General features: G+C 41.4%; 26 protein-coding genes and 2 pseudogenes. 7 read left to right on the top strand and 21 right to left on the bottom strand.

All coding sequences use genetic code 11. The features are described from left to right. Nucleotides 1–418: 418 nt before the first annotated feature. From JF50_RS13490 to JF50_RS13475, 4 genes and pseudogenes are all read right to left on the bottom strand, one after another. A complete protein-coding gene (locus JF50_RS13490; RefSeq protein WP_152614540.1) occupies nt 419–847 on the bottom strand; it encodes a hypothetical protein in 429 nt (142 codons plus the stop codon). 112 nt (nt 848–959) lie between these two features. Further along, the gene (locus JF50_RS13485; protein WP_039609958.1) at nt 960–1454 is read right to left on the bottom strand and encodes a CC0125/CC1285 family lipoprotein; all 495 of its coding nucleotides are present in this window, start codon (nt 1452–1454) and stop codon (nt 960–962) included. 698 nt (nt 1455–2152) lie between these two features. Continuing rightward, the gene (locus JF50_RS13480; RefSeq protein ID WP_039609957.1) at nt 2153–2728 is read right to left on the bottom strand and encodes a YceI family protein; all 576 of its coding nucleotides are present in this window, start codon (nt 2726–2728) and stop codon (nt 2153–2155) included. A gap of 18 nt (nt 2729–2746) precedes the next feature. After that, nucleotides 2747–3312: pseudogene (locus tag JF50_RS13475) on the bottom strand (cytochrome b). A 134-nt stretch (nt 3313–3446) separates the two neighbouring features. Between JF50_RS13475 and JF50_RS13470 the strand changes: the two are divergent. Then, entirely contained in the window at nt 3447–4343 is an 897-nt protein-coding gene (locus JF50_RS13470) for a LysR family transcriptional regulator (protein WP_039610176.1), read from the top strand. Between the two features lie 28 nt (nt 4344–4371). On the opposite strand, the gene JF50_RS13465 is transcribed toward JF50_RS13470, so the two are convergent. From JF50_RS13465 to JF50_RS13445, 5 genes are all read right to left on the bottom strand, one after another. Continuing rightward, nucleotides 4372–4794: a cupin domain-containing protein gene (locus JF50_RS13465; protein WP_039609956.1), complete on the bottom strand. Its 423-nt coding sequence runs from the start codon at nt 4792–4794 to the stop codon at nt 4372–4374. 159 nt (nt 4795–4953) lie between these two features. Next, nucleotides 4954–6510 carry a SulP family inorganic anion transporter gene (locus JF50_RS13460; protein WP_039609955.1) on the bottom strand — a complete coding sequence of 519 codons (1557 nt, stop codon included), beginning with the start codon at nt 6508–6510 and terminating at the stop codon, nt 4954–4956. A 112-nt stretch (nt 6511–6622) separates the two neighbouring features. Continuing rightward, complete coding sequence (locus JF50_RS13455; protein WP_023398345.1) at nt 6623–7084, bottom strand: Lrp/AsnC family transcriptional regulator; 462 nt, start codon at nt 7082–7084, stop codon at nt 6623–6625. Nucleotides 7085–7131: 47 nt separating this feature from the next. Continuing rightward, complete coding sequence (locus JF50_RS13450) at nt 7132–7773, bottom strand: MBL fold metallo-hydrolase (protein WP_039609954.1); 642 nt, start codon at nt 7771–7773, stop codon at nt 7132–7134. A 1-nt stretch (nt 7774) separates the two neighbouring features. Next, the gene (locus tag JF50_RS13445) at nt 7775–9565 is read right to left on the bottom strand and encodes a M14 family metallopeptidase (protein WP_419177509.1); all 1791 of its coding nucleotides are present in this window, start codon (nt 9563–9565) and stop codon (nt 7775–7777) included. A 141-nt stretch (nt 9566–9706) separates the two neighbouring features. Between JF50_RS13445 and JF50_RS13440 the strand changes: the two genes are divergently transcribed. Then, nucleotides 9707–10534 carry an SDR family oxidoreductase gene (locus tag JF50_RS13440; RefSeq protein ID WP_039609952.1) on the top strand — a complete coding sequence of 276 codons (828 nt, stop codon included), beginning with the start codon at nt 9707–9709 and terminating at the stop codon, nt 10532–10534. Nucleotides 10535–10642: 108 nt separating this feature from the next. Here the strand turns inward: JF50_RS13440 and rplT are convergent, their stop codons facing one another. The 4 genes from rplT to thrS form a co-directional block, all read right to left on the bottom strand. Next, a complete protein-coding gene (gene rplT, locus JF50_RS13435) occupies nt 10643–11002 on the bottom strand; it encodes a 50S ribosomal protein L20 (RefSeq protein ID WP_023398349.1) in 360 nt (119 codons plus the stop codon). A 15-nt stretch (nt 11003–11017) separates the two neighbouring features. After that, complete coding sequence (gene rpmI, locus JF50_RS13430) at nt 11018–11218, bottom strand: 50S ribosomal protein L35 (protein WP_023398350.1); 201 nt, start codon at nt 11216–11218, stop codon at nt 11018–11020. Nucleotides 11219–11434: 216 nt separating this feature from the next. Beyond that, the gene (infC, locus tag JF50_RS13425) at nt 11435–11998 is read right to left on the bottom strand and encodes a translation initiation factor IF-3 (protein ID WP_080760236.1); all 564 of its coding nucleotides are present in this window, start codon (nt 11996–11998) and stop codon (nt 11435–11437) included. A 61-nt stretch (nt 11999–12059) separates the two neighbouring features. Continuing rightward, complete coding sequence (thrS, locus tag JF50_RS13420; RefSeq protein WP_039609951.1) at nt 12060–13970, bottom strand: threonine--tRNA ligase; 1911 nt, start codon at nt 13968–13970, stop codon at nt 12060–12062. 235 nt (nt 13971–14205) lie between these two features. Between thrS and JF50_RS13415 the strand changes: the two genes are divergently transcribed. The 3 genes from JF50_RS13415 to JF50_RS13405 all read left to right on the top strand — a co-directional run bounded on the left by JF50_RS13415 (nt 14206) and on the right by JF50_RS13405 (nt 17751). Continuing rightward, nucleotides 14206–15210, top strand: coding sequence for an endonuclease/exonuclease/phosphatase family protein (locus JF50_RS13415; RefSeq protein WP_039610174.1), 1005 nt, complete (start codon nt 14206–14208; stop codon nt 15208–15210). 48 nt (nt 15211–15258) lie between these two features. Then, the gene (locus tag JF50_RS13410) at nt 15259–15720 is read left to right on the top strand and encodes a DUF3010 family protein (protein WP_039609950.1); all 462 of its coding nucleotides are present in this window, start codon (nt 15259–15261) and stop codon (nt 15718–15720) included. Nucleotides 15721–15906: 186 nt separating this feature from the next. After that, on the top strand, nt 15907–17751 hold the full coding sequence (locus JF50_RS13405; protein ID WP_039609949.1) for an ABC transporter ATP-binding protein: 1845 nt from the start codon (nt 15907–15909) through the stop codon (nt 17749–17751). Here JF50_RS13405 and JF50_RS13400 read toward each other — a convergent pair. Further along, nucleotides 17735–18337 (bottom strand): TetR/AcrR family transcriptional regulator, encoded by a 603-nt coding sequence (locus JF50_RS13400; protein WP_039609948.1) that lies wholly within the window; start codon nt 18335–18337, stop codon nt 17735–17737. The two genes, JF50_RS13405 and JF50_RS13400, sit on opposite strands and share 17 nt — an antisense overlap. Nucleotides 18338–18653: 316 nt before the next feature. Between JF50_RS13400 and JF50_RS13395 the strand changes: the two genes are divergently transcribed. Continuing rightward, nucleotides 18654–19829, top strand: coding sequence for an efflux RND transporter periplasmic adaptor subunit (locus JF50_RS13395; RefSeq protein WP_039609947.1), 1176 nt, complete (start codon nt 18654–18656; stop codon nt 19827–19829). Nucleotides 19830–19834: 5 nt separating this feature from the next. After that, nucleotides 19835–20617, top strand: a pseudogene (locus JF50_RS13390) (efflux RND transporter permease subunit); the annotation flags it as partial. Nucleotides 20618–20875: 258 nt separating this feature from the next. Here the strand turns inward: JF50_RS13390 and JF50_RS13385 are convergent. From JF50_RS13385 to JF50_RS13355, 7 genes are read right to left on the bottom strand one after another with little or no spacing between them, the layout of a single operon-like run. Then, nucleotides 20876–22018, bottom strand: a complete 1143-nt coding sequence (locus JF50_RS13385) for a phage minor head protein (RefSeq protein WP_052262289.1) — start codon at nt 22016–22018, stop codon at nt 20876–20878. 12 nt (nt 22019–22030) lie between these two features. Continuing rightward, nucleotides 22031–22489 (bottom strand): hypothetical protein, encoded by a 459-nt coding sequence (locus JF50_RS13380; protein WP_039609945.1) that lies wholly within the window; start codon nt 22487–22489, stop codon nt 22031–22033. Between the two features lies 1 nt (nt 22490). Then, nucleotides 22491–23963 carry a phage portal protein family protein gene (locus tag JF50_RS13375; protein WP_039609944.1) on the bottom strand — a complete coding sequence of 491 codons (1473 nt, stop codon included), beginning with the start codon at nt 23961–23963 and terminating at the stop codon, nt 22491–22493. After that, nucleotides 23956–25698 (bottom strand): hypothetical protein, encoded by a 1743-nt coding sequence (locus JF50_RS13370; protein WP_039609943.1) that lies wholly within the window; start codon nt 25696–25698, stop codon nt 23956–23958. The genes JF50_RS13375 and JF50_RS13370 overlap by 8 nt, the downstream gene beginning before the upstream one ends. Next, entirely contained in the window at nt 25698–26201 is a 504-nt protein-coding gene (locus JF50_RS13365) for a DUF1804 family protein (RefSeq protein ID WP_039609942.1), read from the bottom strand. The genes JF50_RS13370 and JF50_RS13365 overlap by 1 nt, the downstream gene beginning before the upstream one ends. Beyond that, nucleotides 26201–26449 carry a hypothetical protein gene (locus tag JF50_RS13360; protein WP_039609941.1) on the bottom strand — a complete coding sequence of 83 codons (249 nt, stop codon included), beginning with the start codon at nt 26447–26449 and terminating at the stop codon, nt 26201–26203. The genes JF50_RS13365 and JF50_RS13360 overlap by 1 nt, the downstream gene beginning before the upstream one ends. Further along, nucleotides 26439–26855, bottom strand: a complete 417-nt coding sequence (locus JF50_RS13355) for a glycoside hydrolase family protein (protein ID WP_039609940.1) — start codon at nt 26853–26855, stop codon at nt 26439–26441. Before JF50_RS13355 ends, JF50_RS13360 begins: the two co-directional genes overlap by 11 nt. Nucleotides 26856–26916 lie beyond the last annotated feature (61 nt).

Genomic DNA, 26916 nt, shown 5'->3' with positions numbered 1-26916 from the left:
TTTTCATCCATACTCTTTTCCATCCTCTTTACATTTTTTATCCTCTCCACACAAAAAAGCACGGCGTACACACCGTGCTATTAAGGGGTAATAAGACGTTGACGACAAATCGATAAGTGCTTTTCTTTCTCTGGTCATTCCTTTATTCAAAAAGTTAAAACTGGATATTTAAACAATGGTTAAGTAACTTGGTTTAAGCAAACAATTTGTGTCTGTCCCATATTACTTTTTAATAGCAATAAAAGATTGCCTTTCGTTCAAAGCTGTTCAGATGTTCATAAGACATTTCTTAACTCCTAAAATGTAATTGGCCGCACATTTCATTAGCAAAATCTGAGAAGTGCCTTATTTCTATCTTGTTTTTATATGTGGTGCACTTGCATGTTGAATTCGGGCAACGATCTTATTTACTTTTATTCTAGTTTAGCGGTTTATTCGTATTAATTTTTCCCAGTTCTTCTTGATCTAATGCCCAAATATGAACTCTTTCAAGTTTAACCTTTGCAACACTAGCAGAAATAACAAACGCTACAGGTGCCATTAGGTAGATAAATGGGTTAAAGCTTAGGAGGTAACAACCTACCAAATGAACTAAGGCACCGAGACACCCAACAGGTAAACGATGCTTTAGCTTGTAACTACGACCAACAAATCTAGCAGCAAAGCCAACCACAGCAGGAGGAATTGCTAGCATTATAAAAAGTGCACCTCCAATTTCTGCAAATAAAAAATACATAGAAACAGCTGGATCAAAGAAAAAAATGCAGCACAAAAGCCATAGACAGGTTTTTTCATTTTCCTTTAATTCAATTAACGCACTAATCATTTCCTTTTCTGAAAATCTCAAATTTCTCTCCTTAAAATAAATTGTGCCTGTTTCACATTACTTTATTACTTTATTACTTTATTACTTTATTACTTTATTACTTTATTACTTTATTACTTTATTACTTTAAAGCTCAGCTTTGACTCTCCCTGTAAATTTGATCATCGGTCAAATCTAGCTTTTCTTTCAACTCTTCAATACATGAAGCCGTATCATGTATAAATCTGGGATATCTTTGGTTTTGTTCTTTTTTAGGAGGCTTTATCCAACAACCTGATTTAGACGAACGAACATTGTAATTCAATAACTCAATGTCGACAGTTGCATCTGTGATTTCTGAGGTGCCATATTGACCATGGACATAAGTCGTTTTTGCATTGACTTGACTAGACATAAAGCTTGGCGCACCTGATTTATGCGCTATAACTGCGGCACGCAACAAAGTAAAATCGAGTGTCTTCTGGAGCTTTAAATTCGAATTCCCTTTATATTGAACTGAATAGTGCTTCTCACTCACTTTCTTTTCCGAAAAGCCTCCACTTAAAAGATTGTATGGCTGATATACGTGAGATACGCAACCACTTAACGATACGAGTGCTGTTGTTATTGTTAATAACCTTGCAAACATGCTTCCAGGCCCTACTTCAATTTTTTTATAGAAAATATATTTATTAAAACGTAAAAGCCATAGGCTTTAATTTAAATTATTTTATCCAACCTAGAAACAAATGTAAAACAAACACTAACATTTTAATATATAACTTTAAAAGCCAGAAAAAACCAAATAAAGCAAACTCATTTAATACCATGAAGCTAAAAACATAAATATTAATTTATAGAAATTAACATTTCACCCCGCCCCACTGTAACAAATATAAAATTCATAGAATATATTTATGAGCAACAAAATAAATTCAACTTTTCAGCTAGCTAACTTTACAACTTAGGGCTCCTCTCTGTGAGCCGTCATTATTCAAGAATCTGGACAGGCATACTTTAAAAACGCAAACTTATTTGGAACTTATTATGAGCTCACCTTTTTTATACTAATTACGGTCAAATAAGCAGCACAAAGGTTTTAAAAGGTAAATCCAAATACACATCAAAAATCACAACGTTATTGCCAGAGTGGCCTAAAAAACGACGAGTTGACTTGTTCGAGCGACACAATTGCATAAATAAACAATTGATTATTAAACCCCATCCCCTCTGCGAATACACACAAAAAAGCCCCAGTTTTTCTGAGGCTTTATCATTCTTGGTACTGAATTGTAACTACTCGCCTAAATCAACAGACCTAATTTAACCAATTAGCTTACTTTAGATTTAAAGGCGAATACCTTCAATATGTAATTCAAGCGTGACATGTGTTGATGCCGGACCTAAGTTATAGTCGATACCAAAGTCTTTCAATTTTAAAGATGTTTCGCCAGAAAAACCAACACGGTAGCCACCCCAAGGGTCTTGCCCTTCGCCAATTTTTTCAACTGGGAATGTAATGGTTCTTTTGACACCGTTCAGCTCTAGCAAGCCTGTAAGCTTAGCTTCTTTGTCGTTTAGTTGCTCATACTTGGTACTTTCAAACGTTGCTTGTGGGAATTTTTTCACGTTTAAAAAGTCTTTACCACGTAGGTGCTTATCACGCTCAGCATGGTTTGAGTCAATACTCGCTGTGTTGATCACTATATCGATTTTAGACTCATTGGGCTTGCTTTTGTCATAGCTAAATTGGCCATCAAAGTCATTAAATCGGCCTGTTAGCCAACTGTAACCAAGGTGCTTAATTTTAAAGTTGATGAATGCATGTGCACCAGCCTTATCTACTTTGTACTCAGCAGCATTCGCTGTTCCAGCCATAAGTAGACCTGTCGCTAACAGCGCACTCACGATACCCTTTTTCATAATTTGCCCTTAAATATTCTATTTATCATTTAAAATACGTTGTTTTGATACTTTTAAAATACGACTTAAGCCGCCGTCTTTATTAACAAATTGATGTTTCAGTGCTGCTAACATGTGCACTGCCACAAACCCGATTAAGCTCCATGCAAGCCAAAAATGTATGTCACCCACGATGTCTTCTTGGTTGTCAAAGGACCAAGGCAACGCTGGGATTTCAAACAATTCAAAAACGCTTATCGGCCTGCCGTCTGCGGTTGAGATAAAGTAACCACTGAGTAAAAGAAGCAACATTAAAATATATAAAAGCTGATGCCCTACCCTCGCAGTAATCTGTTCTAACTTAGGTCCTGGTAATGCTTTTGGTTTTGTATTCAGCTGTCGCCACGCCAATCTAAATAGCCACCCCCCATCAATATAATGCCCAGTGATTTATGTAAATCTAATGACCCTTTATACCAAGCGTCATAATAGGTTAGCTCCACCATGTACAACCCAAGACCAAACATGAAAAAGATGGCCATGGCCATGAGCCAATGCACCGCGATGCTTACCAAACCATAACCCTGATCGCTATTTTTTAGCATATACAAACCACACCTTTGAAAAACTGAGACTAGGTTACCGTGCCTAAGTGATATTGAGTAGTGCACAAAATAAAGAACTATTGTGCAAAAAAATATATACTCAGGTTCTAGACGAAGTGAAAAATATTATATTTATGCAGAAATTGAATTGGGACGATTTTAAAGTTGCCCATACAGTTGCTAAAGCAGGCTCACTTGCAAAGGCTGCGACTATCTTAAAATGTAACCATACCACCGTATTGCGACATATCAATCGCTTGGAAGACGCACTCAATGTAACTTTGTTTATCCGCCATCAAAGAGGATATCAGCTTACTGATGCAGGCCAAATAATGAGTGAAACGCTCGAAGATCTTGAGACTCAGTTTATCGCTTTAGAAGACAAACTCCAGAGCATTCAACAAGATTTTAGTGGTAAAATTCGCATCACAACCGTGACTTCATACTCTCCCCTGTTAGCACCAGCAATGCAACAGTTTAGAAAGCAATACCCAAAAGTCAGGATAGAGTTACTGGCCACCGATGAAGTGATCCCACCCCAAAGTGGCAATATTCATGTGTCATTACGGGCAGGCCCTGAGCCAAAAGAGCCTGATTTAATTGCAAAACATGTGATCTCATTAAAAATGTCTTACTTTGCATCAAAAGAATATATGACAGTATATGGCTTACCGCAAAACGAAGATGAGTTTAATCAATTCCATTGGCTAATGCCCGATAGTTCAAAGCACCATATTCCGTTTATCAACCAAGTGATCAAACACCTAAAAAACGACAGCATTGTGTACACCAGCAATCAATTTTCGGATATACAATCGGCTGTTGTCAGCGGTATGGGCATAGGTCCGCTATCTGAGAATGACGCCATTAAACATTCAAATTTAGTAAGATTGGATGACTGCCCGCTCCTTTGTACAGAGAACGTTGGCGCACTCTGGTATACCTACCACAAAGATCTCAAGCAAAATGCTAAAATACGTGCACTATATGAGTATTTGGTTGAGCACACACAGCACTTATCAATGGTATAAGTGCTTGGCTTTTTTAAACTATATGTAGTTAGTGTTTTTTCACCGTAATATCTTTGCCCTGCTCACCAGCATAGAACACGATGATACGTACATCTTCTGTACCGACAGCCTTACCCTTATGCCACTGATTTACAAGCTCAACAATAGGCTCTCCTGATTTTAGAATGAGCTGTTCACCACTTTGCTTAGTAACATGTAACTCACCCGATAACACAACCCCGGCGTTAATGACTGGGTGCAGGTGCACCGGCAGCTCAGTACCTGCTGGTATATGAATATCTAGCAATGTAATTTCCGGCTTACCTAGAGGGTATGATGGTAAAGGTGTACCATCCCAGCTTTGCGACGTTTTTGTTAAAGTTTTTACCGTCACTGTATTACTATCAGCAAGGGCACTGCCACTAAGCCAGCATGTTATAGCAATTATGGAGAGTACAAGTTTTGTTTTCATAGTGTGCGCTTTTAATATTTAATTACACGCTACTGTAGATCATTGCTTCAAACATGTATACGTGAATTGGTAACAGCCACCTAATGAATAAAATACCGAGATAGTAACTTGATAACAAAAAAAGCCCGCATCGAGCGGGCTTGTCTAATTCATTAATACTTAGGCTAGCTTGTCTGAAGCCACCTTGTATTTAGGGTCTTCAATTACGTTGATTTCAACTAAGTCTGATGCGTTATCAAGTAGCTGCTTGCAGTCCTCACTTAAGTGACGTAAGTGAAGTTTTTTTCCTGCTTTAGTGTATTTTTCAGCTAGCGCATCAATGGCTTCAATAGCACTGTGATCCGCAACACGGCTATGCTTGAATTCAACAATCACATCGTCAGGATCGTTTGCAACGTCAAACAATTCTGCGAAGTTTTTAACTGAACCGAAAAATAATGGACCGTGTAACTCGTATACTTTAGAGCCTTCATCATCAATGTAGTTATTTGTGTAAATGTGCTTTGCGTGCTCCCAAGCAAATACAAGCGCTGAGACAATCACACCCACGCAAACTGCAATTGCAAGGTCTGTGATCACAGTCACACCAGATACCAATACAATGACAAACGCATCACTCTTTGGAATACGCTTCATTAAACGGAAGCTAGACCATTCAAATGTGCCAAGTACAACCATAAACATCACACCGACAAGTGCCGCAAGTGGGATCATCTCGATTAAACTTGCCGCAAATAAAATGAAACCAAGTAATAACAAAGCCGCAGTAATACCCGATAATCGGCTACGACCACCTGAGTTAATGTTAATCATAGATTGACCAATCATCGCACAACCGCCCATCGCACCAAACACACCACATGTTACGTTTGCAGCACCTTGACCAACACACTCACGGTTACTATTACCACGAGTTTCTGTGATTTCGTCAATCAGTGTTAATGTTAGTAGCGATTCAATTAAGCCAATAGCAGCCAAGATAAGTGCATATGGGAAGATAATTTTAAGTGTTTCAAGGTTCCATGGTACATCAGGGATATGGAAAGCAGGGAAACCACCAGCAATTGTTGCATCTGCATTACCGCTCATGTCTTTTAGGTAATCTAGTACATTGCGCGCATCTAAATCAAAACCAATTACAATACCCGTCACCACTAGGATAGCTGCCAAGCTTGATGGAACAGCCGTTGTCAGCTTTGGCAGGAAATGAATAATTGCCATAGTTAAAGCAACCAAACCCGCCATAATATAAAGCTCAGATCCCTGCATCCACTGAAGTGTGCCTGACTCATCCATGACTTTAAATTGACCTAATTGCGCTAAGAAAATAACAATAGCCAAACCATTAACAAAGCCAAGCATAACAGGATGCGGGACCATTCGGATAAACTTACCAAGCTTAAATATACCCGCTAATATCTGCAAAATACCCATCAATAATACAGTGGCGAAGAGGTATTCAACGCCATGTTCAACCACAAGGCTTACCATAACTACTGCAAGTGCACCAGTTGCACCTGAAATCATTCCTGGACGACCACCAAAAATAGACGTGATCAATCCAACGATAAATGCTGCATACAAGCCAACCAATGGGTCGACTTGTGCAACAAATGCGAATGCGACCGCTTCTGGTACCAATGCTAATGCAACAGTTAAACCAGAAAGCACGTCGTTCTTAGCAGAGCTTGGCGCTTTGCCTATAAGATTAAACATTTATATCCCCAAGTGTTTTTACTACGACAGAAAAGCGCTGGATCCTATCAAAATCCAGCGCTTTTAACAAACATGATACATTATAGTGTTAAATTGAGATGTCTGTATGACACTATATAATTGGTAAGGCAGTTGAACGCTTAACGCATGTCATGGTCACATTAGAGTGAACTTCTTGTACATATTCTAGGTTTAATAAATTATCACGAACAAATAGCTCATATCCTTCTATGCCTTTTGAAACTATCCTAAGCATAAAGTCCATAGTGCCGGCCATAGTGTAACACTCAGTAACCTCATCATAGCTCATAATCAACTTTTCAAATTCTGCAAGGTTACTACGGCCATGGTTTGACAATTTCACATGAGCATACACTAACATATCGAAGCCAAGTTGCTTTTCGTCTAGAAGCGCAACTTTCCCTTTGATAAACCCATCTTGCTCCAATTTAGCGATGCGTCTCCAACAAGGAGATTGTGATAATCCTACTTTGTCTGCAATTTCTGCAGTAGACAAACTTGCATCTTGCTGTAACAACGCTAGTATCTGACGATCAACTTGATTTAATGACATATTTTTCTTTATATTTTAATGTTAAATTTTACGCTATTCACGTAGCGTTACCCAAAGCGACCGCTCATAAATGGGTTATTACGCTTCTCGTACCCTATTGTGGTATCTTCTCCGTGACCACTCAATACCCGAGTTTCATCATCCAAGGTAAAAAGCTGTGTTTTAATAGCGTGCTTAAGTTGTGAGGCATCTCCTTTAGGAAAATCAGTACGCCCCACCGAACCTTTAAACAGCACATCACCAACCAGTACTGTCGCACTTGCAGGTTCATAAAAAACAACATGCCCAGGAGTGTGACCTGGACAATGTCTCACTTGTAAGCTTAGCTCTCCAAGCTCAACAATATCCCCTCCATTCAACCAACGTTGGGGAAAAAATGGTTCATGCGGTGCAAAACCAAACATTTGCGCCTGCATAGGTAACCCCTCCAACCAAAACGTGTCATCAATGTGAGGTCCAACAATGTCTACATTAAACTGTTTGGCAAGCTCCTCACTGACACCCACATGATCCAAGTGACCATGTGTGAGCAAAACCAGATCTACATCAAGGTTGTATTGCTTAACAGCTGCAATAATCTTGTCGGCATCGCCACCGGGATCTACTATGGCAGCTTTTCCTGTAGACTCGCAAGCGATAACTCGACAGTTTTGCATAAACGGCGTTACCGGTATTGTTAAAACTTTCATGTTACTGCCCCGTATACGACATTAAAATCGGATACTTTAAATATGCTTTATCGTAGTATGGTGTTTTTTCATACAACCATTCAAGCCTTTGTTTATCGCTTTTAGCAAACTTTTTATCTTCGCGGATCTTTTTATCAAATGCCAAAGCAAGCTTAGGACTCTCTTTTAACATTTTCCTAGCATATGGCTCAAGTGCATAATTTTCAACATATTCTGTACGCTGGAAAATACTATGGAAGTCTCCCCATGCAAAAAATGAGTCAGGCGCTACTGGATGAAGTAAGTGTGTTACAAGTTCAGAGTACGCTTGTTTTGTCGAAACTTTAGTCCATCCTGAAAGAGAAACTTCTTCATTTAACAGGTTAGATTTGAATGTCGCATCTACTCTAAATCGTCCCTCAAATGGTGTGTGAGCAAAACTATGATCATCGACCGTGAGCTGGGTTAGACCTACTAGAGACGTCCCTGCTGGTAGTACCTCAACTTCTACACCATGTAGCTTTAGTTTATCAACTAAATAAGCATATTGTGGTGGAATGTAAAACGCTTCCGGGACTTGCACAATCGTTTTAACATCCTTCTGCCAAAATACGGGCAATTTCTCATAATTGATTGGCTCACCGAGGTATTTTACTTCTTTATGCCCTGATAAAGCGCTTTCAAAGCTTTTATACTTAATGCCTTTGAAAGGTATATAATCAGGCTGTTGACTGTAAGACCTTGAGACAACAAGTTCTTTAGGGTGAGACTGTTTTTCAGCTTCCACGGCGCTGTGTAATGCTTTATGCTGCTGCGCAAGCGCATCAATCACACCATCAATAAATACATAGGTACCTAGTACACGCTGTTTATAAGGCTTCAATGAGTGGTTTTCAACTAAAATAGTTGGCAACCCTTTGATATCACCCCAACCATTTGAAAATCTTGGCGATGCTACCCAGCCAGCAAGACCTTTCTCAAGATCACGTTTATCCATTACAAATACAAGCGGACCAGGTATATGTCCACTTTTTGCCAGCTTTGTGTCAATGATTGGCGTAAATTGCTCTTCTAGTACTTTCGATATTGCTGGAGATTCACTCGCAAAACTAGGATTGAAGCCATAGGTCACGTCATACTGATAATCCGCGCCATCAGTGACGTGAACATCTACGTACAACGCTGGGGCATAATCATTAATGACTTTTAACACCGAACGCACACCTGGTGTGTCTAATTTTGTGTAATCGCGGTTTAAATTTAGATTCTTTGCGTTTGTTCTGAAGCCCATGGTCACGGGGCCACGTTGATTTATACGATTAAATTCACTGCTTCTCTCGTGACCATCTACGTTCAGTATTGGAATAAACAAAATATTCACTTTACTTAAGATATCGCGGCGCTTTCCTGTAGCAATATCTCTTAGCAACATAAACATGGCATCTTTACCGTCAATTTCTCCAGCGTGAATACCCGCTTGGATCAGCAGTGTCGGTTTATTATTATTTTTCATCATCGCTGGAGAAAATTGACTATCTTCAACAGCTAATAGCATATTAATGTCTCTTCCCTGATCACTCACACCAATCTTGACCGACTGGAACTGCGTTGGATTAGAGGCGACTAAGCGCTTTAAAAACGCATTTGTTTGCTCGTAATTCGGGGACTCTAATCCACCGCTTAACTCAAAGTCTGTTGTCAGAGGTCCCTCTTGCTGCATCAAAGCCTCACTTTGACCTTGCCAAAGTTGCAATGGAGGGAGATGACTATTCAAATTAAGCGTTGCGGAAAGCAGAACAATACCTAAACTCATAAACATTCTTTGTGTCTTTTTTGTATAAAGATGATTATATCAATATTTTATTTAACAGCTTACAATGTGCGGTGATTCAACAAAAATTCACAGTTAAACGCACTAATTCGCGGTCAACTTAAGGAAAGTTTAACAAAACCAATGAGTAAAAGTATTTTAATCACAGGGTGCTCTACAGGCATAGGTTTGTATTGTGCAGAAACACTGTATAAATCCGGGTACAAGGTTATCGCCTCAGTGAGAAACTCAAAGCACCTCTCGCACTTTGAACAACTCGGGATTCCTTGTATCTTGCTCGACTTATCAGACGAGACGTCAATAAACCAAGGTTTCCAACAAGCACTTGACTTATGTGACGGAAAACTCGATGTGCTCTTTAATAACGGCGCATATGGTCAACCCGGCGCGGTCGAAGACTTACCAACGGATGTGCTAAGACAACAATTTGAAGTTAATTTTTTTGGATGGCATACCCTAACCCGTCTTGCTGTCGCACATATGAGAGCGCAAGGGCAAGGTAGAATCATTCAAAACTCTTCTGTTCTTGGCTTAGTGGCATTGCCTTATCGCGGTGCATACAACGCCAGCAAATTTGCACTCGAAGGACTTACTGACACGCTCAGAATGGAGCTTTCAGACACCAATGTACAAATTAGTCTCATTGAGCCAGGACCAATTTTATCTGATTTTAGAAAAAATGCTCGCCAAGCATTTGAACAACATATCGATATTGAATCCAGTTATCATAAAGATGAATATCAAGCACAATTAACTAGGCTCAAAGCCCAAACAGCGCCGCAGAAATTCACGCTCGGCCCAGAAGCGGTCTACGACAAACTTCTACATGCAATTGAGTCGCCAAAAGCAAAAGCGAGATATTATGTGACGTTTCCAACTTATTTGATGGGTTACTTAAAACGCATTTTAAGTTCACGCTGGTTAGACAAATTATTACTAAAGAATCGCTGATGATAGCGTGAAGAAAACCAAGCCTGTGGGACAGACTGAACTGAATAGGTAAACACTAAAAAAGGAGCCACAGGCTCCTTTTAAACATCGCTATACTTAATTAATAAATTAAGCTGCAAGACCTTCTTTTGCTTTCTCTACTAGAGCAGTGAAAGCTACTTGGTCATATACTGCGATATCAGCTAGGATCTTACGATCGATTTCAATTGACGACTTTTTAAGGCCGTTAATGAAGCGGCTGTAAGATAGGCCGTTTTGACGTGCTGCAGCATTGATACGTGCAATCCATAGTTGACGGAAAGTACGTTTCTTAGCGCGACGGTCACGGTATGCATATTGACCAGCTTTAGTTACAGCTTGGAACGCTACGCGGTAAACACGTGAACGTGCTCCGTAGTAACCTTTAGCTTGCTTTAATACTTTTTTGTGACGTGCACGTGCGATAACACCGCGTTTAACTCTTGCCATTTCTGATATCCTCTATTAAGCGAATGGTAACATACGATCGATAAGGCCTAGGTCATTCTTATGAACCATAGACTTAGCACGTAGGTGTAGTTTACGCTTAGATGACTTCTTAGTCAGAATGTGACGAAGATGCGACTGTTTACGCTTGTAACCGCCTGAAGCAGTCTTTTTGAAGCGCTTTGCAGCACCTCTGTGTGTTTTTAGCTTGTAAGCCATTGCAATAACTCCAAATGATATTGCGTTTAATATATGTAAGTAGGCGGATGCGAACATCACTTTTAAGGCCCAACTTACACCCTATTCCGGCGAAGCTGAATGTAAACAAACAGCTTACTTACTACCGGTCAACACAGGTGACTTCAGATTAAAAACCTGAGTACTTTCAATACCTGTGTTAAATTCTTTCAAAAATCGGCGCGAATTATGCCTGACTTATGCTTTTTTTGCAATAGGTGCCATCATCATAACCATCTGACGACCTTCAACACGATTCGGGAAAGACTCAACTTGAGCGATCTCTTCCAAATCTGCTTTTAAGCGGTTAAGCATGCTGATTGCGATTTCTTGGTGAGCCATTTCACGACCACGGAAACGGATGGTGATTTTCGCCTTGTCGCCACCTTCTAAGAACTTGCGCAAGTTACGAAGTTTAACTTGATAGTCACCTTCGTCAGTACCAGGGCGGAATTTAATCTCTTTAACCTGGATCTGTTTTTGCTTTTTCTTCTGTTCTTTTTGTAATTTTGCTTTTTCAAAAACGAACTTACCATAGTCCATTACCTTAGCCACTGGTGGCTCAGCGTTTGGACTGATTTCAACAAGGTCTAAACCTGCGTTTTCTGCTTGCGCTAGCGCATCTCTCGTAGAGACAATGCCCGCTTGCTCACCTTCAGCATCGATTAAGCGAACTTCTTTCGCTGTGATTTCATCATTGATACGATTCTTTTGAGCAGTAGTTTGCCCTTTTTTGCCGCCTCTAATGGTACGTTCCTCCAAAAAATCCAAAATTAAACGTGCGGCACTGTTGTAAATATGTTTGCCGCACGGGTTTCAAAAATTAAACTCTGTTTTTGATTTCTTCGCTAATTTTAGCAACAAAATCATCTACAGAGAATTTGCCAAGGTCTTCACCCTTGCGCGTTCTTACTGCTAGCTCTTGTTGTTCGACTTCTTTATCGCCAACAACAAGTAAATAAGGTATACGTTTTAAAGTATGCTCGCGAATTTTAAAGCCAATCTTCTCATTTCTCAAGTCAGCACAAGCTCTTATTCCAAGTTTATTTAGTTTTTGCACAACTTCTTGGACATAATCTGCCTGTTTATCCGTGATATTCATGATCACAACCTGTTTTGGTGCTAACCATGTTGGGAAGAAACCAGCATACTCTTCGGTTAAAATACCGATGAAACGTTCAATCGAACCTAAAATTGCGCGGTGGATCATAACAGGCGTTTTACGCTCGTTGTTTTCAGCGACATATGTCGCGCCCAAACGACCCGGTAACGCAAAGTCTAGCTGTACTGTACCACATTGCCAAGCTCGCTCTAGGCAATCGTACAGTGTGAACTCAATCTTAGGTCCATAGAACGCACCTTCGCCCGGCAGGTATTCAAACTCAATGTCGTTAGACTTAAGCGCTTCAGCAAGTGCAGCTTCAGCTTTGTCCCACATTTCGTCTTCACCAATACGCTTTTCAGGGCGAGTAGACAGTTTTACAACTATCTTTTCAAAACCAAATGTTTCATACGTATCGTAGACCATTTTAATACAAGATGAAACTTCATCCATGATCTGCTCTTCTGTACAGAATACATGGGCGTCATCTTGAGTAAATCCACGGACACGCATTAGGCCGTGTAGAGCGCCTGACGGCTCATTACGGTGACAACAACCGAACTCAGCCATACGCAGTGGTAAATCACGGTATGATTTCAAGCCTTGATTGAAGATTTGTACGTGACCTGGGCAGTTCATTGGTTTGATTGCATATTCACGCTTCTCAGATTCAGTCGTGAACATTGCATCTGAATACTTATCCCAGTGACCAGACTTTTCCCAAAGTCCTCTGTCCATCATCAATGGACCTTTTACTTCTTCGTAGTCGTATTCACGCAATTTTTCACGCACAAAGTCTTCTAGCTCACGGTAGATGCTCCAACCATCGTTGTGCCAAAATACCATGCCTGGCGCTTCTTCTTGCCAGTGCCATAAATCTAATGCTTTACCAATTTTACGGTGGTCACGTTTTTCAGCTTCTTCTAAACGCTTAAGGTATGCTTTTAACTGCTTTTTATCTGCCCAAGCAGTACCGTAGATACGCTGAAGCATTTTGTTGTCTGCATTACCACGCCAATATGCGCCTGCAACCTTCATAATTTTGAAGTGTTGACAGAACTTCATGTTCGGCACGTGAGGACCGCGACACATATCAATGTATTCTTCGTGATGGTATAGGCCTGGACGATCATCTTTAGCAACGTTTTCGTCAAGAATTTCCATCTTGTAAGTTTCACCACGAGATTCAAACGTGTCTCTCGCTTCTTGCCAGCTTACTTTCTTTTTAACAACATCATAATTTGTTTTAGCTAGCTGCAACATACGCTTTTCAATAGCATCAAGGTCTTCTTGAGTTAATGAATGCTCCATGTCGATGTCATAATAGAAACCATTATCGATAGTTGGACCTATCGCCATTTTGGCTTCTGGGAAAAGCTGCTTTACCGCGTGGCCAATTAAGTGCGCACATGAGTGACGAATGATCTCTAAACCGTCTTCATCTTTTGCGGTAATAATTTCAAGATTCGCATCTTGTTCAATGATGTCGCATGCATCTACACGCTCGCCATTTACGCGGCCAGCAATGGTCGCTTTTGCAAGACCAGGGCCGATGTCTTTAGCAACATCAAGAGTAGAAACAGGGTTTTCGAAAATACGCTGACTGCCGTCAGGAAGAGTAATTACTGGCATTTTTAATCCTATTTACAGTGGTGACACCTACGCCGCGTCACATGTATCTATTATCAATTTTAAGTGTTAGTGTTGCCCATCAACGCTTTTACGAATAAGCATTGGTTATTCAGTGATATGCTAAATTTGACTGGGGTCTTTCAATCCTGCGGCTATTGTGACCTGATGCGTGACGAGTTGCAAGGAAAAGACTAAGATTAAATAGTCATTATTAATGGAAAGCAGAGGGATTTTTATGGAGCAGCGAAAAACTTTCAAATTTGCGTCTTTCAATCTTTTGAATTTTGCATCGCCTCCTTATGCTTTTTATCAACCAGAAGAAACCTATAATGACACTCAATGGGCCACAAAAACGCAATTCATTACAGGCCTGATCCAACACATTGACCCAACAGTCATCGTATTCCAAGAGGTGTTCAACCCTGATGTATTAGCCTCACTTTGCGAGGACTTGGGCCTAAGTTACTTTGCAACAGTTGACTCACCCAAACCGGATGCCGTTTACTCTAATGTGCTATTTAATCCAGTGGTCGCCATCGCTTCAAAAATACCATTTAAGCAATGCAAACCACTCGAACCTTGTCATGAGTTATTGGAATATTTAAATAACCTCGCGCACTTTAAATTTAATCGCACGCCTATCAAGTGCACCTTTGAACTAGATGGCTTTGGTTTGCTAACAATTTACGCCGTACACTTTAAATCTCAGCGTATTCATTCAATGGCGCAATTACTTGGAGATCCAGACCAAGAAGATCCCTTTTTAGTCATGCTCAATCAAACCGTGGGAACAATGCAGTCGCAAATATCTCGTTCTTTAGAAGCGTCCATTGTGTATTACGACGCCTTAAAAGCACAAAGAGAGAAAAATTCGGCAACATTAGTAATGGGCGACTTCAATGCGCACATAACCAGCCCTGCTTTGTCATTTATGACAGAGCAATTTCCTATTATTAGTGAATCTACTCAATTGGGTAGTGTTGGGTTATTTGAAAGCTTTGCCATTGCAGACAATCAGCCTGAGCTGGGAGTAAAGCCTCCAACTCATTACTACCATGGTGAAGGTAACGTATTAGATTATATTTTGGCGTCGAAGGAGTTTTCACCAAGAGATCCAAATACTCGTGTTAACTCGCTCACTTATCACAATTATGCGAGCCACTTGGACCCTAAAAGAGACGAAGAGGACATAAGATATTCAGATCATGCAGCAATTGCGATAGAAATTACAATTAAATAAAAAAGCTATGCTATTATCCCTGCCATTAGGTATAAATTGGAAAATATAATGAGAACATTAGGTGTTGAAATTACTGGTAGCGAAGCGATGCTTTGTCTTCTATCAAAAGAGAACGACGTATTCGACATTAGGGATATTCGACAAACTCGCTTCACATTGGCAAACATCGGCCAAGACCAAGAAGCAATGCGCAAATTTCACTTTGATGTATCAAAACTGGTAGAAGATTACCAAATCGACACCATTGCTATTCGTCAAAGAGCACACAAGGGAAAGTTTGCTGGTAGTGCTGCAGGGTTTAAAATGGAAGCGGCTTTTCAGCTTATTCCAAACACCGAGGTGCACTTACTCAACGCAACTGAAGTGAAAGAGCAATTAAAGCGCAATCCAGTTCCTGTTGATTATGCTGACACTGGTTTACGAAAATACCAAGAACAAGCGTTCACTAATGCTTACGTACTGATAATGCGTAAAACATATGGACATGATATAGAGGATGAGCAAGCTTAAACTGCATCGTCAATACACGTATTTCAAGGTGAGTGTCACTACTCACCTTTACAGTTCCTCCTTTTCGTCATTTCACCCTCATCAATACTATTCTCATAAACGCATACTTATACCCTTCATTTTCTGCTAACCTCGAAAAATAGCGCTAAATTATTCGCGCAAGTTGGAATAAAAAAGGATGTATTAATGTATAAGTTGTTTGAGAAACTCACTGATGCTTTTCCCACAAGAGATGCAAACCAACCTCCTAATTCCCTTTATGCTTTTTGTCGACATTACAGCCGTGGCATGGAATACCCACTGATCATTATGTCAATATGCGCCGCTTCACTTGCAACTCTGGAAGTCATCTTATTCAGTTTTATGGGTACCATGGTTGATTGGATGCAAACCATGAGCCCAGAGCAGCTTTTTAGCAGCAAAAGCCAGACTTTAATGACTATGGCTGCAATAACCGTAATAGCAATTCCAATATTAGTTTTTGTACATAGCGCATTTTTACATCAAAGTTTGCTCGGGAATTACCCCATGTCAATTCGCTGGCTAGCGCATAAATACTTGCTCAAACAAAGTATGTCATTTTATCAAGATGACTATGCTGGCAGAATTTCAACCAAATTAATGCAAACCTCCTTAGCAATCAGAGAAGCGGTCATGAAGCTGCTCGATGTATTGGTCTATATTGTTGTCTATTTTAGTGCCACATTGGTGCTTATTGGGAGCAGTGATATACGCTTACTCATTCCGCTATTCATTTGGTTATGCTTTTACATCTGCGTGCAAGTCTATTTTTTGCCAAGGCTTAAACAGGTTTCTTCAGAGCAAGCCGATGCTCGATCTGAAATGACAGGACGCATCGTAGACAGCTATACCAATATCTCTACAGTGAAACTTTTCTCTTACACCAAACGAGAAGAAGAATATGCCAAAAGCAGCATGGATGTGTTTATGCAACCCGTTTATAGACAAATGCGGTTAGTCACGAGCCTAAATGTCAGTATTCAAGTCTTAAATTACCTTTTGGTTTTCTCCATTGCCGGCCTATCCCTATACCTTTGGTCAAAAAACGTGATTTCAGCGGGTGAAATTGCCATCGCTATTAGCCTTTCGTTAAGATTAAATGGCATGTCCCAATGGATTATGTGGGAAATTAGCAGCTTGTTTGAAAATATTGGGACCGTCGTAGATGGTATGAATACACTCTCAAAATCCATCGAAGTCGCCGACACAACCAATGCAAACGATCTCATCGTAACCAGTGGACGGATCAACTTTAAAGATGTCACTTTTGCCTACAAGCGCATGGATAAAAATTTATCGACCACAGTGTTTGATAGATTATCTCTAGAGATAAAGAGCGGAGAGAAAATCGGTATTGTAGGACGCTCCGGCTCAGGTAAGTCAACGCTTGTGAATCTCCTGCTCAGATTTTACGATATTCAACAAGGCAATATTTCAATAGACGACCAAAATATCAGCCGCGTAACCCAAGAAAGCCTAAGGAAGCAGATTGCGATGGTCACTCAAGATACCGCATTGTTACATCGCAGTATCCGAGATAATGTACTGTATGGCAGGCCTGAAGCAACTGAAGAAGAGCTGCTAGAAGCACTCAACAAAGCACAAGCCAGCTCATTTATATGGGATCTGGAAGACAGCCAGGGTAATCAAGGACTGGATGCACAAGTTGGTGAGCGAGGAGTCAAACTCTCCGGAGGCCAGAGACAGCGCATTGCCATTGCTCGCGTTTTACTTAAAGACGCGCCTATTTTGGTGCTCGATGAAGCGACATCGGCCCTCGACTCTGAGTCAGAGCAAGCGATACAAGCCAGTTTAGATGAGCTAATGCAAGAAAAAACGGTCATTGCGATAGCCCATAGACTCTCGACTATTGCACAAATGGACCGCTTGATCGTTCTTGAAAAAGGCGCCATTGTAGAGCAAGGCACACATACAGAGTTACTAGGTCAAAATGGCATATATGCCAAACTCTGGGCACATCAAACAGGCGGGTTTATTGGCGTGGACTAACACCACGACAAAACAATTTACAGGCTTGTTCAATAAATGCTTCAAGTTGTTGATCATCTACGGGGGGCTGCCACCTGATGGCCATCTCCCAAAATGTGAGTCTTTTTAACCCACCCCAAAAAAAGGCTGCTGCAAAGTGGGCATCATGATCGCCTAGGCAGCCTGCACTCGATGCTTCTTCAAACCACACTACCATTGACTGCTCACAGTGACTGAACTTTTCATTTAATCGGTGTGCTTGTGTCTCACTTCGCATTGACTCAATCATCACAATACGGGATAGCCGGATATAGTCAGGGTCGCACAGCAAACTTACAACACTGGTCGCTAAGTGTTTTAATTGCACTTCAAAGTCATAGTTCGGAATAAACTGAATTGCAGTTAATGGTTCTATTCTTTCAATAAGTAAACTAACAACAGCATCAAATAGCGCTTCTTTATTCGGGTAGTGCTTATATAAAGTCCTTTTTGATACTTCAGCCTTTTGGCAAATCGCCTCCATTGTTGTGGCCTGCAACCCATTTAGCGCAAATTGTTCTATCGCGGCACTAACGATTGCTTGCTGTTTGGCTGACAATTGTGTCATTTATTTCTCTCACTTTTAACAATTAACACCAGTTTAACCAATTATCGGGACAATAAAAAGTATACGGTTGCGTTTATCTATAAAATAAAAAGTACACGATATCGTTTACCTTTATATTAAACAAGTATACACTAGCGTTTACTTGTATGGTTGTCGAGTTTATAACCTTTACTTTGGTGTGAGGAAGGTATCAAATGGACAATCTGCCCACTAACACCCTATGTGGAATAATTTATACAAGGTAGTAAGCTAAACTGTGATGAGCAATACCAGCGACAGTTTGGAAGCACGATAGTTAATAGGATTTGGAGTGTTCATGTATCCAGCATCATTCAAAAGCAAAGTTAAACACCTTTCTTTAGCACTTTTTACAGCAGGCATTTTAAGTGCTTGCTCAGAAGCTCCACAGCAACAAGCAGGATTCGGTATGCAACCTGCTCAAGTCAGTGTGACTCATGTTTCAACACAAAGCGTACCGTTTAAAATTGAATTACCAGCGACACTTCTTGGCGACAAAGAAGTTGAAATACGTGCTCGAGTATCAGGGCTGATTGAATCCAGAAACTTTGATGAGGGACAATACGTAAAAGCTGGACATTCCCTGTTCACCATCGAATTAAAACCATTTGAACTAGAACTTGAAAAAGCACAAGCTGATCTCCACGCCGCACAAGCAAATGTGGCACAAGCGAAGCGTGAAAGAGATAGATTAGAAAAACTTAAAGATGAGCGTTCCGTCTCTAAGCGCGATTTCGATAATGCCGTTTCAGCTTACGATATCTCACTTGCTAATTTAGAGTCTGCAAAAGTTGCTTTAAACGAAGCCAAGCTTGACCTTGAATATGCACAAGTTAAAGCGCCTGTATCCGGCATTATTGGCCGTGAACGAGAATCTCAAGGCAGTTACATCTCAGGCCCAACGGTGCTGTTAACTGAACTTACTGACACCAGCTTCATGAGAGCGCGATTCGGATTTTCTGAGCGTGAGCAGCTCGCTATGCGAAAAGATGTAGAGCTTGGTACATTAACCCTACCAAACAATAACGAGTTTGACGCCACTGTCATTTTACAAGATGGCTCAACATACTCAGAGCAAGGCAAAGTGAATTTCTCAGATGTTCGAGTCAACCGCTTTACTGGTACCTCTGAATTGCAAGCGCGTATCGCCAATCCAAAAGGTGAATTAAGGCCTGGTCAATTTGTACGTGTGCAGCTCAGTGGTGCGGTTAGAAACAACGCCATCGTTGTGCCTCAACGTGCCGTTTTAGATAATGGTACGGGTAAATTCGTTTACATTGCTGCTGAGAATGAGCAAGGTATGAAGGTTGCCTTGCCTGCCCCAGTTGAAGTCGGTGAGTGGGTACAATTAAATGGTCAAAATATGTGGGTCATTCGCTCCGGGCTTCAACCAAATCAACCCGTCATTGTTGAAGGCATGGCACGTATTTTTTTCCCCGGCATGCCCGTTAACGTAGCGGCTCAAGGAGAATAAGCCCTATGTTTTCTAAATACTTTATTGATAGGCCTATTTTTGCCTTTGTGATCTCAATTGTGATCGTGCTAGCAGGCCTTGCCGCAATGCGAACTTTACCTGTGGCACAATACCCTGAAATATCCCCTCCTCAAGTACAAGTTACCGCAGTATACCCTGGTGCATCGGCCGATGTACTAGAGCAGACTGTTGCTGCCCCTATAGAAAATGCCATCACCGGTGTTGAAGGCATGATGTATATGGAATCAATCAGCAGTAGCGCAGGCGCAACGACCATCACAGTGACTTTTGAGATTGGGACAGACGTTGACCAAGCAGCTGTCGATGTCAATAACAGAGTAAAACAAGTCGAAGCCCGATTACCTGAAGAGACTAGGCGTCAGGGTGTCGTTGTTGCCAAAGGTTCATCCAGCTTCTTGCAAGTTCACGCTTTCTACTCGCCTGATAACAGCCGTTCAAGTTTATGGACATCGAATTATGTCACCATGAATATATTGGATAACATTAAACGTATTCCTGGCACGACCAATGTACAGATATTCGGTGCGCGTGACTACGCGATGCGTATATGGCTTAGACCGGACATCATGAGTCAATTGAAAGTCACAGTTGAAGAAGTCACCAACGCAATCCGTGAGCAAAATTCACAATATGCAGCGGGTAGCATTGGCGCTACACCCACATCAACAAGCGCACAAGAATTGGTTTACAGTGTCACCGCTCAAGGGCGACTCTCTACACCTGAAGAGTTTGACAATATCATCATTCGTGCGAATTGTAAGGGGTCGTTCATTTCTAGATTTAGCCAAACCATGAAATTCAACTTTTGATTCCTCTGTAAGCCCCGTAGTTACTAGACCTTTAAAATTTTCGAGCCAAAATCTCAAATATTAAAAATACATTTGTTTTTAGACAAAACCCGCTCATTCCATATCATTTTGCGCTCATTCCTGCTCACAATACGTTTAGAATTAGACTAAAAATCGCCATTTTTAAAAACGTTTAAACGCCCTTTAAAAAGACTTTAAAGCCGCTTTAAATACGGTTTAAACATCAAGAAGCTTAACTTCAACAATCCGGTTCATATCTGGGTCGACTTGAATTGTGACCTGAATTCCATTCGCTATGAACTGCAAAACACTCTGGTTAAATGTAGAATTTGTTTGAGCTTGGACTAACTTCATTAACTCGGTCGTTTGCTCAAACCCGATAACTTGAATCGCTGTCTTTAGCATTGCTTCATCAATAACTACCAGCGTGCTTTTTGTTTCAGGCGCAACATCTAAAACTGATTTGAATAATTTTGGATGCAAGTACCCTATTATTAATTTTGTTCCAGAGTCAGGTTTTCCTAAGGCTTGTTTGGCTGCGACCTTTGCAACTTGAGATTTAAAATGGTTTTGGCCTTCGTTAATTGCGGCATTAAAAATTGGCGTAGCCACTTCTCGAATTTGGTGATCGAGTTTCGCTAGCATTTGGCCTGTTGACTTGTCTGCGCCTAACCATGCAAGACCAGGATTGTAATCCCAACCGAGGTCGATACCAGGCAATCGCTCTAATTCTTCACCTGTTTTTGGATCAACTTCGGTAAATGGTTTTTGATATGAGGTCAAAGCGGAATCAGGTGTTACAGTTAAACCCATGCGCTTTATGTCAGCATCACTTAAGCTCACGACTTTACATCTACAGTTCCAACCGTTAGGCGGATAATGCGTGTGCCAGAAATTATGTTCAATTGGTAAAAGAATGTAATTCCACGCGTTATGCTGCGGTCTTACTCGCGAGTCACCTGCAGTTAAATATAAAAGATATGGTCTACGATGTTTGATCCGTTCTTGTTGTTGCCATCGGCCAGCTGCACGCGCGGTGTTTTTATTGTTTTGATAAATTACTTGAGTTCGCCAACCGCGTTTTCCATTGTATGACCAACCATGTTTGGCAATGGTTTTATCAAAGCGCGCTCTAAAGTCAGTGATTGTCTCACCATTTTCAATTGCAGTAAGTACATCTTTGTATAAGTCATTTAACAATTCTGTTTTTGTTGCACCGGCAACAGTAAACGCTCTTGCATGTATGTGCCCAAGTAAATCTTTATATGACTCACTTGGTATTTGTACTTTTGATTTTAGATTTGAAATGGCCTCATCGAATTTCACGAGTTGGCCATATTGAGGTGTTGTATCGGACATTTGTTAGCTTTTTTAAGCAGCTTTTTCTTTAGCTTTGGTTTTTTCACCAGTCCACTTTGCAGCTGTTGAGCTTGAAACTGTGAAACAGGCGTTGATTTGCATTTGTTTAGGTTCGTCAGCGTCGATGCACATTGTTTTTAGCTTTGGTGTTGCGGAATAATTTACAGTCTGTTTGGTTAAATCTTTAAAGCGAGGGCCAAGAATGGATTTAAGTTCATCAGCATCAGATATCTTATAGGATGTACTTTCAACAACGGTGCAACGCCCTACTTCTTCAATGACTACCGCTTGACCAGGTTTCAGTTTCTTTAGTATCTCAGTATTTATCTCTTTCACTTCTTTTTGTGCATTATCAATGGTTGTTTTAAGCTCCCACCCACGTTGCGCAAGTTCAGCTAAGGCGGGTGCTGCTTTCCTTTTAGTTTCACCATCTTCTTTTTTAGTAATCACTACAATATTGTTTGTTGGCATATTAAATCTCCTGTTGATTTGCCTCGTTCATTCCCTCTAAAACCTCCAATTCAAGGGCCTTTGTGGCTACTTCTGCTAGGGCTGAATTAGAGATATTTGGGAACTCATTGAGGACGTTTTGTTTTAGTTCGTCGAGGTTGTTTGCTTGTTTGGCAAACTCAAAAATCTGCTTTATTTCGGCGTCAGTTGCTTGGTCAAACTCGTCAAAAACAGAGACGTCAGCGCCCTGCTTATCACTCGAAAAGTCTTGTTTTGGTGCGCTAGCAATGCCTTGGCCGTCGTCTTTTATTTCTAACAGCGCTTCGCCTTTTTGTGGCTTTGGAATGCCCAAAGTCTTGTATACATAGTCCTCTGAAACAGGCACCATACGGGCTGACTCCCTTATCACGTTTACTGTTTCGAGGTTGATCTCTTTCTTGTCTCGCCAGACGTATTTGGGTGGTTCGCCACCATCAAAATTCACTCTATGGATGGTTTCTAATAGCTGGTTTCGATAACCAGATACGAGCGCCCTATCGGCACGTTGGTTTTCACCCGCGCGTTTAGCGTGTGTCTCACTTGCTGCACGTGCACCGGCTTTTTGCTCTGTGGCGAGTGTTTGGGAAGTCAGCGCTTTACTCATTTCTGAGTTACACAAATTAATAAGCTGCAACTGGACAGGCTCACCAGACATTTTGCTTTCAATGATTTCTAAACTTGAGTCATCTGGAATGACGGCAATACCTTCAGTGATCAACTTAGCTAGGCCTTCAAGTAATTCTCCAATTTCCTTGTCCTGCGTACCAATTGGATACTTTCCGACAGGAAAAGGTACACCAAAGCGCTCGCACAACTGAACGAAAAACTTAAAGCCACCATGCTTGAACATCCAAGGCCAAAAACAGCTACTGAGTAGGGCAATTCCGTAAGGGTTTTTAGCCTCTGGCATGTGGCGAACACATGTCCAACGGTCTTCATTGATATGCTCACCTTCGGGAGTTTCGCGGGTTTTAACGAGCAACTCATGGTCAGAGTTAAACGCAAAACGCCCTGCTTGCCACTGTTCGATGGAGGAAGGTATCCAGGCGTTATCTTGTTTTTCGAATTTGCCTAAATGGGTTACTGCAAACCCGTGTAAAATCGCGCTATAGTTGTGCCAGTCGATGTCCATCCATTGAGTATTTTTGGCAGGGCTTGATGCCATGAGGGTCTTTGCAATCTCATAGCTTTTCATGCTTGCTGAATCATCACCACCAGGCACCAGTTCAGCATTGAATGCGAACATACCAGAGCGCAAACTACGTAATTCACCGATTACATGGGCATCACGGGCTATCTCGTCATATATCAGTGAGCTTTTACCTGCTTTGCGTAAGATCGGGTCAGGGTTTGGTAATTCACGCATCATGGCCCATAGTGCTGGGTCTGTTTTGCTCATTGAAAAGGCTTTTTGTAGTGCTCGATAGCCCTTATAACTTAAATGGGGTTTAGACATGGTAGCCCCCTATTGATTTGGTTACTTTACGGCTTCTTACTTTTGGAATGCCGCCTGCTCCTGTGCTTGTAACCATCCACAAAAGTGTGAGTGCACAGCTTAAATCGTAATGGTGGGTACTCTGTTTATCAGGCCAGTTTTCGAGCTCATCTATGGTTTGCCTACACCGACTATGGAATGCAATTTGGGCTGGTGAATTAGTTATATAAGGTTCTAAGCTTTCGATCCGCTCTTCCTGTGATACGGTTGCAGTTATGCCTCTAAGTGGTAAAGCTATACCTTGCTCAAGACCTTCTTTTATGTAGCTTTGGCGCATGTATTCAAACGCATTATTATTTTCAAACCCCCATACCAAACAGTTGTATTCGCGTTGTAGCCGTATTAAATCGTTTAGTAATTTGCTTGGGCCGCGTACTTTGCGGCTTTCGTGTTCGACATGAAGTTTTGCAAGCTCAGGAGCCCAAAAACCTACCATTAGAGCACTTGGATCTGCACTTGCGGTTTTCCCCATTGATGGGTCGCATGCGCCATATGGCTTCCAGAGATGAAGGCGGTCTACCCAGAACTCAAATTGATAGAAAATTTGTTCTTCATCTGATTTGGCAATACCTTGCATCTCACGGTTAAACTCTCGTTTATTTGATGCCCACATCACCATTAGGTCATACAAAGACCGTACGCTAGGCCAGCTGGTTTTAGCGGCCTTAGACATTTGCCTTTTATTCTTAACCCAAAACTTAAAGCTGGGCTTTTCTTCTTTTGAAACAGCTCGACCTTTGGCTGCTGCCTTTTTCTCAAACTCTTTGTCTTTGTAAAGCATGAGCTCACGGCATTGCTCCCATAAATCCATTCTTTCAGGGAACTGAGAAATGGCTTTAAATCTATGAACTAAATGACCAGGTGCATGCTCCGCACGAGAGATAGGGTCGTCACTGTTGAGTACGGTGTTAACACCTAAGAATTTGACCGAACCATCTGGTGGGCCAAGATACTGTACTGCTGCTTCAAGAAATGCCCAGCGGCTATCTCGCTCAGTTGCAGAGCGTGCTTCCTTATCGGTGATGATGTCATCGGCTAACAATAACTTAGGGCGGCTTGCCCCATGGAAAGCGCCCCGAACTGATTGGTCAGCACCACGGCTTTCAAAGCGAACGCCTTGCGCTGTAACAAACTCGCCAATCTTCCATACAGGAGATGTTTGGCAAACCTCAGGGAAGTCGAGCATTAAGTTACTATTGTTTAGTAGCTCAGTTTTAACCACCTCAAGCGTTTTGGCTGGCATTTTGGCTTCAGCACCAAATAAAATAACGTAATCTATAAACAGCTCTGGCTTTACAAGGCCAAGATCATTACACACTTCTTCGTCCTGTAATAAGGCCAAAACAGATACATAAACAGGTGCTAGCTTAACGCCTAGCGTTGATTTTCCTTCGCCTCTGGGTGCTACAAACCAGTTTTTCCAACCGTTCTCTAACGCAATGGCTTCCGGAAACCAATCCATAAAATATTGCTGAAACTCACTCGGTTTTTGCCCTTCATCCAACCACATATGGTGAGGAAAGTACGTATAAACAAAGAATTCAAAGTCGCCTCTCAATACACGCTTACGCCGTTCTTTTATGGCTTTTGGACTGGGATCTATATCACGGTGCTTTGCTTCAATGTCTCTTCTGAGTGACGAGGTAAGCTCTTCGACTTCCTTTAAAAAGTCTTTTGAATTGATGTCTTTGGCCATTACTCTTCCAACTTTCTAGCTATGTATGGCCCAAAACCATCAATGATTTTTACAAAGGTTTCGGTGTGTTCACTGTGATGGTGCGTGATGTACTGGCCAAACTCTTTGATAACCGTTGCAGCTACAGCAAGTTTACCGATCTTCTTATCACCGCCAGCTAAATCTATGACAGATGTGTACATATCCTTTAGCTGCTTTAGCACCTTTGCTCGTTCGGCCAAAGGCATGTCATCGCCCTTTTCTTTCAGGGCTTCAAGTGCTGAACTTACTTCAAGCGAGAACTCCTGAATGAACATTTCGGTAAATTCGCCAGCTGGGCCAGTCGCTTTTCTAGCAGCTGCTCGGGCTAAATCCCAGCAATCACCAGCCGCTTTAGCATCAAGCTTCCAGCGCCGTGCTGTGCTTTCGGGCACATCGTGCTTACGTGCTGAAAGGGTTATATTTAAAAGGCCGTTCACATAGCTATCACGGACCGCAGTCATCACTTCATCACCATGAGCCATTAACCGCCTCCTAGCTTCATCAGCTCAGATGTAATAGCCGCAGCAATACCTGTAAGGCCACTTGCCCCCGCTATTTTTAGGCGAGTATTAGTGAGCTGTCCTTCCACTTTATCTACACGGGTTTCTAGCTTATCTACGCGTGCATTGAGGTCTGTTTTGATCTGTTTGACCTCGTTCAAAATAGATGTTTGGGTTGCTTGAATTTGACCAATAGATTGGAATAGTTCGTTTTCCTTATCAGGCGTCATACCATTCCCCTGTTTTCATCTGTTCAGCCAATTGGTCTGCACGCTCTCCAACTTGAACAGCCCAGCGGCTATCGAACATTTCAATTACCGCTTTGTCCCAATCACCGCGCTCTACGGCGGCAATGGTTTCTTTGAAGTTGAGTAGCCCATGAATGCCAAGGTTAAACGCCATATTGATGAGTACAGCTTTGCGTGCGGGGTTACATTTTGATGTGTCTATATGCTTTTCAACTTGGGCAGTAAAATAAGCGATATCGTTGTTAAGGAGATAATTGATTTCGTCGTCGGTTAGGCCTCGTTGCTCAAGGTTCCTGCCAACACCTATCGATTTGTAGCCGCCTGGGCACATATAAACGGTTCGTTCATACCCTTCATGGCTGATTAATTGTTTTTTTAGTTTTTCCATGCCATTTCCATGTCGTGAGTTACATGGTTAGTCTGGCAAATTAAGTTCGGGAAATTAGGTG

The organism is Pseudoalteromonas luteoviolacea, assembly GCF_000814765.1.
GTDB lineage: Bacteria > Pseudomonadota > Gammaproteobacteria > Enterobacterales > Alteromonadaceae > Pseudoalteromonas > Pseudoalteromonas luteoviolacea_H.
This window is presented reverse-complemented; position numbering and strand designations above follow the sequence as displayed.

What these genes read in the sequence shown, in the direction of transcription:
- JF50_RS13485 (WP_039609958.1), bottom strand. Translation starts at nt 1,454, where the DNA reads ATGTTTGCAAGGTTATTAACAATAACAACAGCACTCGTATCGTTAAGT.
- JF50_RS13480 (WP_039609957.1), bottom strand. Translation starts at nt 2,728, where the DNA reads ATGAAAAAGGGTATCGTGAGTGCGCTGTTAGCGACAGGTCTACTTATG.
- JF50_RS13470 (WP_039610176.1), top strand. Translation starts at nt 3,447, where the DNA reads ATGCAGAAATTGAATTGGGACGATTTTAAAGTTGCCCATACAGTTGCT.
- JF50_RS13465 (WP_039609956.1), bottom strand. Translation starts at nt 4,794, where the DNA reads ATGAAAACAAAACTTGTACTCTCCATAATTGCTATAACATGCTGGCTT.
- JF50_RS13460 (WP_039609955.1), bottom strand. Translation starts at nt 6,510, where the DNA reads ATGTTTAATCTTATAGGCAAAGCGCCAAGCTCTGCTAAGAACGACGTG.
- JF50_RS13455 (WP_023398345.1), bottom strand. Translation starts at nt 7,084, where the DNA reads ATGTCATTAAATCAAGTTGATCGTCAGATACTAGCGTTGTTACAGCAA.
- JF50_RS13450 (WP_039609954.1), bottom strand. Translation starts at nt 7,773, where the DNA reads ATGAAAGTTTTAACAATACCGGTAACGCCGTTTATGCAAAACTGTCGA.
- JF50_RS13445 (WP_419177509.1), bottom strand. Translation starts at nt 9,565, where the DNA reads ATGAGTTTAGGTATTGTTCTGCTTTCCGCAACGCTTAATTTGAATAGT.
- JF50_RS13440 (WP_039609952.1), top strand. Translation starts at nt 9,707, where the DNA reads ATGAGTAAAAGTATTTTAATCACAGGGTGCTCTACAGGCATAGGTTTG.
- rplT (WP_023398349.1), bottom strand. Translation starts at nt 11,002, where the DNA reads ATGGCAAGAGTTAAACGCGGTGTTATCGCACGTGCACGTCACAAAAAA.
- rpmI (WP_023398350.1), bottom strand. Translation starts at nt 11,218, where the DNA reads ATGGCTTACAAGCTAAAAACACACAGAGGTGCTGCAAAGCGCTTCAAA.
- thrS (WP_039609951.1), bottom strand. Translation starts at nt 13,970, where the DNA reads ATGCCAGTAATTACTCTTCCTGACGGCAGTCAGCGTATTTTCGAAAAC.
- JF50_RS13415 (WP_039610174.1), top strand. Translation starts at nt 14,206, where the DNA reads ATGGAGCAGCGAAAAACTTTCAAATTTGCGTCTTTCAATCTTTTGAAT.
- JF50_RS13410 (WP_039609950.1), top strand. Translation starts at nt 15,259, where the DNA reads ATGAGAACATTAGGTGTTGAAATTACTGGTAGCGAAGCGATGCTTTGT.
- JF50_RS13405 (WP_039609949.1), top strand. Translation starts at nt 15,907, where the DNA reads ATGTATAAGTTGTTTGAGAAACTCACTGATGCTTTTCCCACAAGAGAT.
- JF50_RS13400 (WP_039609948.1), bottom strand. Translation starts at nt 18,337, where the DNA reads ATGACACAATTGTCAGCCAAACAGCAAGCAATCGTTAGTGCCGCGATA.
- JF50_RS13395 (WP_039609947.1), top strand. Translation starts at nt 18,654, where the DNA reads ATGTATCCAGCATCATTCAAAAGCAAAGTTAAACACCTTTCTTTAGCA.
- JF50_RS13385 (WP_052262289.1), bottom strand. Translation starts at nt 22,018, where the DNA reads ATGTCCGATACAACACCTCAATATGGCCAACTCGTGAAATTCGATGAG.
- JF50_RS13380 (WP_039609945.1), bottom strand. Translation starts at nt 22,489, where the DNA reads ATGCCAACAAACAATATTGTAGTGATTACTAAAAAAGAAGATGGTGAA.
- JF50_RS13375 (WP_039609944.1), bottom strand. Translation starts at nt 23,963, where the DNA reads ATGTCTAAACCCCATTTAAGTTATAAGGGCTATCGAGCACTACAAAAA.
- JF50_RS13370 (WP_039609943.1), bottom strand. Translation starts at nt 25,698, where the DNA reads ATGGCCAAAGACATCAATTCAAAAGACTTTTTAAAGGAAGTCGAAGAG.
- JF50_RS13365 (WP_039609942.1), bottom strand. Translation starts at nt 26,201, where the DNA reads ATGGCTCATGGTGATGAAGTGATGACTGCGGTCCGTGATAGCTATGTG.
- JF50_RS13360 (WP_039609941.1), bottom strand. Translation starts at nt 26,449, where the DNA reads ATGACGCCTGATAAGGAAAACGAACTATTCCAATCTATTGGTCAAATT.
- JF50_RS13355 (WP_039609940.1), bottom strand. Translation starts at nt 26,855, where the DNA reads ATGGAAAAACTAAAAAAACAATTAATCAGCCATGAAGGGTATGAACGA.